Genomic DNA, 7,283 nt, shown 5'->3' with positions numbered 1-7,283 from the left:
GAGCTAGTTTAAGAGGAGTAAGAGATGTAAACTTCTTTATTTATCGCTTGACTAAAATCTATGCTTGATATGCAAATCCCACAGCTTTTCGGTATAATCCAAGAAAAGGGTTAGGTTATCAATTAACCCAACCCTAGCTTTTATCAAATAGATGCGCTTAATCAAACACATCTTATTATTAATTAAAATCAAAGAAGCTTTACAGCTTACTCATAAATCGCTCTCTGTTAACGATAAAGCGAACATGAGATCCATTACCTATTTCCCCTTTACCATCAGATGCTTTAAGGCTAAATACTAATTTCTTACCATCAACTTCAGTAAGTTCTGCTTCAACCTTAAAATCTTGTCCCACAGCAGTAGGACGAAGATGCTTAAGATCAATATGTCCGCCAACTGTTGTATCAGCTTCAGCCAAAGCTGGAGCTACACATAGCATCGCCGCATTTTCTAGAGCAGCGACAAGAGCAGGAGTAGCCAACACTTCCAAATCACCACTCCCCATAGATCTTGCCGACTTAGGCGAATCGACATGTTTATCAATACTTAGTTTAATTCCTTTTTCTAACATTGTATATTTTATTTTATGCTGTAAACACCAAACTAGCTGCACCAATGCAACCAGAGAGATTTCCCAATTTAGCTTTTACTATCTCGGTATTGATGCCGCAGTCGTTAATTACATATTTTTGATTGTATTCGCGTATCTTATCAATGTAAAACTCACCAGTCTCTGATATCCCTCCGCCAATAATTACACGCTGGGGGCTGAATATATTTATAAAACCAGAAATAGCATACCCAACATAATCACAATGCCTATTTAATGCAGTAATAGCTTCAGGTTCGTTCTCGTGATATTTAGTAATTATATATTTTCCGTCGATAGACTCAGGAATTGTTTTATCATTTTCTTGAAGTAACTGTTTGTAATCACGTAAAAGTGCTGTAACCGAAGCATATTGTTCAAAACAGCCAACAGACCCGCAGTTACAAGCTTCTCCATGCGCAATTAAGGGCGTATGTCCTAACTCAGCACCTCGGTTTCTAAAACCGCCATAAAGCTCTCTATTGATTATCATAGCTCCACCAATACCTGTACCGATAGTCAGGAAGACTGCATCCGTACAACCACAAGCTGCTCCATAAGCAAGCTCAGCAAGAGCCATGACATTGGCATCATTATCAATATATACAGGACAATCAAACTCCGAGCGTAAGATTGAAACTAACGGGATATTCTCCCAGCCTTTTAGATTCTCAGCTTTGCCTATAACAGTACCTTTAATGCTATCGATAATTCCTGGTGAGCCTACACCTACACCAGATACTTCAAGACCCTGAGTTTGAGCATAATCAAAGACATCTGCTATTGCTTTCTTTATTTGCTCTATAATTGCATCACTCGAGACATCGGCTTTACTAGAAAGCTGTGACTCATACAAAATATTTCCGTGCTCAGTAATTAGGGCATATTTAATAGCAGATCCACCCAAATCGACACCAATTACATTTCTCATATATCAAATGGTTTTACATCTTTATATCATCAAGAAAGATATCTTATTAATAAAAGTTTTGAATCTCTAATATAGTCATTATCTATATTTAGTGAAAAGTTTTAATGACTTTAGAACTAAACAAAAAATCAAACTTTAAAAATACAGTAAAAAAGATATAGGTTCAGTCAAGCTATCAGGCAGAAGTTTTGCGGCAAAACAAATGATTAGATAAGCAAAAAACAGTGCTATTATTCGATCAAATATAAATCTCTTCTTAAAGTAATAACTTGATATACGAGGGTTGCTAAAGATAAAGTTAAACCCTATATAAATGATAACACAATTTAAGCATAACCACAACAACATCAGTGAGCAAGCAAAGAAGGTCCAATCAGGGTTAATTAACGGAGTAAACATTGTTATTGAGAAAACTATAGCATTTGGGTTTATTGCAGAAGAAGCGAAACCTTGACTAAAAGAAGTAAAAGCATCTTTAGATGTCGCACTAGCATGAGCGACTGGCTGTTCTATATTTACGGATTGAGGTACCTTTAAAAGACCTCTAAATAAATAAGAGAAATATACTATAGCCATAATAATAACTAGACGACTCAGCCAAACATTGGATTCAATGAGTTGGGCTAGCCCCAAAAAAGTATATAAAAGATGTAGTCCAATACCTACTCCCACACCTAAAGCACAATAATTACCAAGCTTTCTGCCTTTATTTACACTAATATTCATTTGAACGATTAGAGCAGGACCAGGTGAAATTACAGCAAAGAAATGAACTATCGTCAAGCTTAAAAAACTTTCCCAGGGGATATTAAAGACTAAACTCATACTAGCTAGTTTTAAATTATATTTTAAGGAATACTCTTATATATATACAAAAATAATACATTAAGTGAATTTACAACTAAGTTCATCTGAAATATTTTTGTATTGAGTTGTGAGTAAAATATATAAACGGTCTAGTTAGCAAGCAACAAGTTGATTAACAGACCTAAAGAGTTTTTATACTTCTAATGCTATAGCTGCACAAGCTTCCGCATCAGCTAAAGCATGGTGATGATTTTCTAGATGAAAACCACAATGCTCAGCAACTGTCTGTAATTGATAATTAGATAAATTGGGGATAAATTTTCGAGAAGCTCTTAAAGTACAGAAAAACGTATAGTCAGGATATGGAATATCATATACTTTAAAGACCGATTTAAGACAATTCTCATCAAAAGAGCAATTATGGGCGACCAAAGGTAGGCCGCCTATCTTTAGTGCTATTTCACGCTATACAGAAGGAAAATAAGGAGCATTATTTGTATCGCAGGATGTTAAACCATGTACTTTGGTATTCCAGTGAGAATAGACATTAGGCACCGGACAGATTAGGTGGTAATCTTTATCAACTATTTTACCATCGCGAACTACGACAATTCCTACACTACAAATACTCGATCGATTAGAGTTAGCGGTCTCAAAATCGATAGCAACAAAACTATCCATATGCTCTTTTAAAATTTACTTTCGACGAATGTAATATATATCTAAGTAAAGAAAAAAGAAAACTCAATTTCTTTTCTTACGAGCATACTCCAAAAGGATAATTACACCAAAGGTAAGAAGAAACAGAGCTCCTACAAATGAAGAAAGTAAGCAGCCTAACAGGGAATCAAAAAAAAAGGCACATATTCCTCCACCCGCCCAAGCTCCAAATAATGAGACAAGAACTGCGATAAGCATAACATACCCTTTTTCGTAGAAAATCCAACTGAATAGCATCCCTACTCCAATTCCAATACAAGAATATAGAAATAAATCCATTTGTAAGAACTCTAGCTAATTATTACTTTTTGTTTGAAATTTTATTTACGACATAGAGTAGTACAACAGCACCAACCACAGATGTAAAGATGCTGCCTATTGTTCCTCCAAACGAAAATCCGATAAGATCAAATAACCATCCACCAATAACTCCACCTAAAACTCCAAGTATTAGATTCCAAATAAAACCCATACCACCGCCTCGCATAAATAGACCAGCTAAATATCCAGATAAGGCTCCAATCAAAATAAACCAAAGAAATGACATAATTTTCTGTTTAAAGTTTCACAAAGAAGCACTTAAGCAATAATTGACCAGTAAAACATTATTAACTATTTATTAAACTAGACAGCTTTCTGCATAAGCGTTTCATAGCATTCAGGATATAACGAATCAGAGTATTGAAGTGTTCAACATCAAACTTTTACAATTGTACTATTTGGTAATTATATTTACAAATAAAGTCACTTTAAATTTATATTTTAATGCATTAGACCCTCTTTACCAGCTCCCTACGCGCTGTAATGTAAGGGTTTTGCAACAACCATCCTGTCAAAATAGTTCTAAACCGATATTAAATATTTCTTACTGTAATTTATAATTATCAAACAGACTAATTCTAAGGAAAAGACTATATATTGCATACAATCAGAGTTCTAACAACAAAAATTCAGAGTTCAACATGAAAGCAAAATTCGCTAAAGCTGTTGCAAGCTTTTTAACGCTTTGTATATTCGTCATCACTCTATATTTAATTATGGAGATTACAGGTGGGCAACGTTCCAAAATTGTAAAAGAATTAAGTATTCCCTACTTCTTCCTCACAATAGCATTAATAACGACTTTATACTCGATTTGGAGAAAGAGAGACAATAGGTTGACTAATGTAAATGAGGCAGAATACTAATCAATAATAAAAGAGCTAATTAGATTGGTTTAAGTCTTTATAAAAGCTATATTACTATCATGACAATTAAATTTCTTGTGGGCTATGCACATAGATCATAAGAATAGAAACTATACGAGAGCTAATTTTTATAATTACTCACTTAAAAGTTTTATTAGCTTATGAAAAAAGACAAATCTAGAACAATGACTACCAACCTCGGTAGACCAGTAGATAACGACCAAGCGTCCATAACTACTGAAGGGCAAAATGCCATGACTCTTCTTTCTGACAGTCATACCATTGAAAAATTAGCACATTTTGATCGTGAAAGAATTCCTGAGCGTGTTGTTCATGCAAAAGGAGCTGGAGCATTCGGTACTTTTGAAGTTACTAACGATGTTACAGCTTATACTTGCGCCGACTTCCTTTCTCAGGTGGGTAAAAAAACAGAACTACTCGCTCGATTCTCAACAGTTGGTGGAGAAAAAGGATCAGCAGATACAGAAAGAGACCCTCGCGGTTTTGCTGTAAAATTCTATACTGATGAAGGCAACTTTGATATGGTGGGTAATAACACCCCTGTATTCTTCATCCGTGATGGAATCAAATTCCCTGATTTTATTCACACTCAGAAAAGAAATCCTCAGACTAACCTAAAAGACCCTGATGCTTTTTGGGACTTCCTATCATTAACTCCTGAAAGTATCCATCAAGTGACAATCCTATTCTCTGATAGAGGTACACCCGATGGATTCAGACATATGAATGGTTACGGTAGTCATACCTATATGTGGTATAATAAAAAAGGAGAGCATTTCTGGATCAAGTGGCACTTCAAAACAGCACAAGGAATTAAGAACCTAACAGGCCCCCAAGCCGATGTAATGAAGGCGAAAGACCCTGATTATGCAACAAGAGATCTTTTTACTAGCATTGACAAGGGAGAGTTCCCTTCATGGAACGTTTCTGTTCAAATAATGAAGCCTGAAGATGCTCCTAATTATACTGTAGACACTTTTGATATCACAAAAGTTTGGTCTCACAAAGACTACCCACTCATTCCAGTAGGTAAGATGACTCTAAACAGGAATCCTTATAACTACTTTACTGACATTGAACAAGCAGCATTCTCTCCAGGCAACTTTGTACCAGGGATTGATGCATCGCCCGATAAGATGTTACAAGTACGTTTATTCAGCTATCCTGACACTCAAAGACACCGTCTAGGTACCAACTTTGATCAACTTCCTGTAAATGCACCAAAATGTCCGTTTGGTCACTACCAGCGTGATGGTGCTATGAATTTCAAACAAGAAGCTGGGCCAAATTATTATCCAAACTCATTTGATGGACCTACTCCAGATAAGAAGTGGGCAACACCACCAATTGATGTTTCGGGAATGGCTGCACGTCACGAGTATGAAGTGGGTGATATTGACTTTGTACAAGCTGGAGACTTATATGCTAAGGTAATGACTGACCAAGATAGGACTCATCTAATCAACAATATCTTAGGACATATAAAAGGAGCTCAAAAAAGAATCCAACTTCGCCAAACGGCTTTGTTCTACAAATCTAACAAGGACTACGGAACACGTATTGCCGAAGGATTAAATTTAGATATTAAAGAAGTTGAGAAATTAGCTAACATGTCACAAGAGGAAAGAGTAAAAGCTACAGCTCAATAATAGAGCTCAACTTATATTAAACAACAAAGCCACATATTTTCGTAATATGTGGCTTTGTTATATATGTTAATCATTATGTGTTATAATGACAAATTAGGATTTGCTTGTGTAGCATCACGAGGAATTGGTATGGTATATCTAGGATCATCTTTTTTAAGTTCATAAGATACATCATCAATAACCTTAATGATTTGTTGACGGGTAGTACGACGCAGGTCGAACCAACGATGCCCTTCAAAAGCGAGTTCTCGCGCTCTTTCATCATGAATAAAATCGATTAACTCTTCATTATTCATCTCCTTTAACTGAGCCTGTACAGCCTGATACCCCTCATTGGTATAACGGTTTTTAGCGAGTTCCAATAAATTAGCCTTAGCTAAATCAACCTGCCCTAACTCAGCTGCCGCTTCTGCTGCCGTAATAATAAACTCTCCAAGTCTGAATGTAGTCTTAAGCGCATCTGTACCAGCTTTAACTGACTTTCGATCTCCATTTTCTTCAGCTTCTAATGCAAAATATTTAGTGAGTCGCAAATCGTTCTCACTATACTTTGTAAGAAATTGTACTGGAGCCAAAGCACCGCGCTGAACATTTGAGCTTATGGGTGCTTCTGAAGCTGCAATATTTTCGGATGAAGTATAATGATTGGGTAAAACAGCTAGTTCCTCATTCATATCTACAAGCTTGTAATCAGTTGCAAGCACACGCTGAGCAGCATCAAGAGCTGCCTGCCATTTACCCATATAGAGATTCACTCGTGACTCAAGTGCATCGACACTAGTTTTGTTGAAGCGATATGAGAATGATGGCTCCCATCTGTCAATATTGATTAGCTCTTTCGCTTCACTAATATCACTCAAAATAGCAGCGTATACATCACTAACTATATCACGAAAACGTGACTTCTCCAAATCGGTATCTTTCATCAAAGGAATAGATTTTGATGCAGGTCCTCCAGCTAAGGTATAAGGCTCTCCGTGAAGATTTACTAACGTAAAATGCATGTAGGCACGCAAGAGGTAAGCCTCTCCCACCAGTTGATTAACCACTGCGCCATCAGTCGACTTGATATTGCCAGCGTTTTCTATTACTTGATTGGCAATATAGATCACACGGTAATAAAATTGCCAGCTAAATGAAGCATTCGTTGTATTGATAGAAGCATCATCCCAATTCTCTAAAAACCCATAAGAGTTTTGATCGTTATCATCGGCCGAAACTTTCATCTCATCCGATCTAAAGTTTGCTAGGCCTTTGTCTGAAGGTATAGTTTTGTAAGCTTTTGCAAGTAACGAACGATTGGACTTGCTAACTTTACCTGTACAAAGAGTTAAGGGATAAAAAACTATCTTTATCCAATGAAACAACGAAAAGTATAC

The 7,283-nt window shown here is 36.2% G+C and carries 8 protein-coding genes and 1 pseudogene; 2 read left to right on the top strand and 7 right to left on the bottom strand.

Going from position 1 to position 7,283, the window contains the following annotated elements; all coding sequences use genetic code 11:
- Positions 1–199 precede the first annotated feature (199 nt).
- The 6 genes and pseudogenes from B091_RS0111175 to B091_RS0111150 all read right to left on the bottom strand — a co-directional run bounded on the left by B091_RS0111175 (position 200) and on the right by B091_RS0111150 (position 3,594).
- Positions 200–571: a thioesterase family protein gene (locus B091_RS0111175; RefSeq protein ID WP_018110083.1), complete on the bottom strand. Its 372-nt coding sequence runs from the start codon at positions 569–571 to the stop codon at positions 200–202.
- A gap of 13 nt (positions 572–584) precedes the next feature.
- Positions 585–1,520 carry an ROK family protein gene (locus B091_RS0111170; protein ID WP_018110082.1) on the bottom strand — a complete coding sequence of 312 codons (936 nt, stop codon included), beginning with the start codon at positions 1,518–1,520 and terminating at the stop codon, positions 585–587.
- A gap of 135 nt (positions 1,521–1,655) precedes the next feature.
- Complete coding sequence (locus tag B091_RS0111165) at positions 1,656–2,345, bottom strand: LysE family translocator (protein ID WP_018110081.1); 690 nt, start codon at positions 2,343–2,345, stop codon at positions 1,656–1,658.
- Between the two features lie 174 nt (positions 2,346–2,519).
- Positions 2,520–3,008: pseudogene (locus tag B091_RS12225) on the bottom strand (3'-5' exonuclease).
- A gap of 63 nt (positions 3,009–3,071) precedes the next feature.
- Positions 3,072–3,326 carry a hypothetical protein gene (locus B091_RS0111155; protein ID WP_018110079.1) on the bottom strand — a complete coding sequence of 85 codons (255 nt, stop codon included), beginning with the start codon at positions 3,324–3,326 and terminating at the stop codon, positions 3,072–3,074.
- A gap of 22 nt (positions 3,327–3,348) precedes the next feature.
- Positions 3,349–3,594 carry a GlsB/YeaQ/YmgE family stress response membrane protein gene (locus B091_RS0111150; RefSeq protein ID WP_018110078.1) on the bottom strand — a complete coding sequence of 82 codons (246 nt, stop codon included), beginning with the start codon at positions 3,592–3,594 and terminating at the stop codon, positions 3,349–3,351.
- 415 nt (positions 3,595–4,009) lie between these two features.
- Between B091_RS0111150 and B091_RS12220 the strand changes: the two genes are divergently transcribed.
- Together B091_RS12220 and B091_RS0111140 are read left to right on the top strand one after the other, a co-directional pair.
- Entirely contained in the window at positions 4,010–4,234 is a 225-nt protein-coding gene (locus B091_RS12220; protein WP_025069672.1) for a hypothetical protein, read from the top strand.
- A gap of 161 nt (positions 4,235–4,395) precedes the next feature.
- Complete coding sequence (locus tag B091_RS0111140) at positions 4,396–5,904, top strand: catalase (RefSeq protein ID WP_018110076.1); 1,509 nt, start codon at positions 4,396–4,398, stop codon at positions 5,902–5,904.
- A gap of 80 nt (positions 5,905–5,984) precedes the next feature.
- Here the strand turns inward: B091_RS0111140 and B091_RS0111135 are convergent.
- Positions 5,985–7,283: RagB/SusD family nutrient uptake outer membrane protein (locus B091_RS0111135; RefSeq protein ID WP_018110075.1), on the bottom strand; the 1,299-nt coding region annotated here is incomplete at its 5' end.

Origin of the sequence: Bacteroides propionicifaciens DSM 19291 = JCM 14649, assembly GCF_000375405.1 — a bacterium.
Taxonomy (GTDB): Bacteria; Bacteroidota; Bacteroidia; order Bacteroidales; family Bacteroidaceae; genus Bacteroides_E; species Bacteroides_E propionicifaciens.
The sequence above is the reverse complement of the archived record's forward strand: the minus strand, read 5'-3'. Positions and strand labels throughout refer to the sequence as shown.

Coding starts and splice junctions, on each gene's coding strand:
- B091_RS0111140 (WP_018110076.1), top strand. CDS start 4,396: ATGAAAAAAGACAAATCTAGAACAATGACTACCAACCTCGGTAGACCA.
- B091_RS0111170 (WP_018110082.1), bottom strand. CDS start 1,520: ATGAGAAATGTAATTGGTGTCGATTTGGGTGGATCTGCTATTAAATAT.
- B091_RS12220 (WP_025069672.1), top strand. CDS start 4,010: ATGAAAGCAAAATTCGCTAAAGCTGTTGCAAGCTTTTTAACGCTTTGT.
- B091_RS0111155 (WP_018110079.1), bottom strand. CDS start 3,326: ATGGATTTATTTCTATATTCTTGTATTGGAATTGGAGTAGGGATGCTA.
- B091_RS0111175 (WP_018110083.1), bottom strand. CDS start 571: ATGTTAGAAAAAGGAATTAAACTAAGTATTGATAAACATGTCGATTCG.
- B091_RS0111165 (WP_018110081.1), bottom strand. CDS start 2,345: ATGAGTTTAGTCTTTAATATCCCCTGGGAAAGTTTTTTAAGCTTGACG.
- B091_RS0111150 (WP_018110078.1), bottom strand. CDS start 3,594: ATGTCATTTCTTTGGTTTATTTTGATTGGAGCCTTATCTGGATATTTA.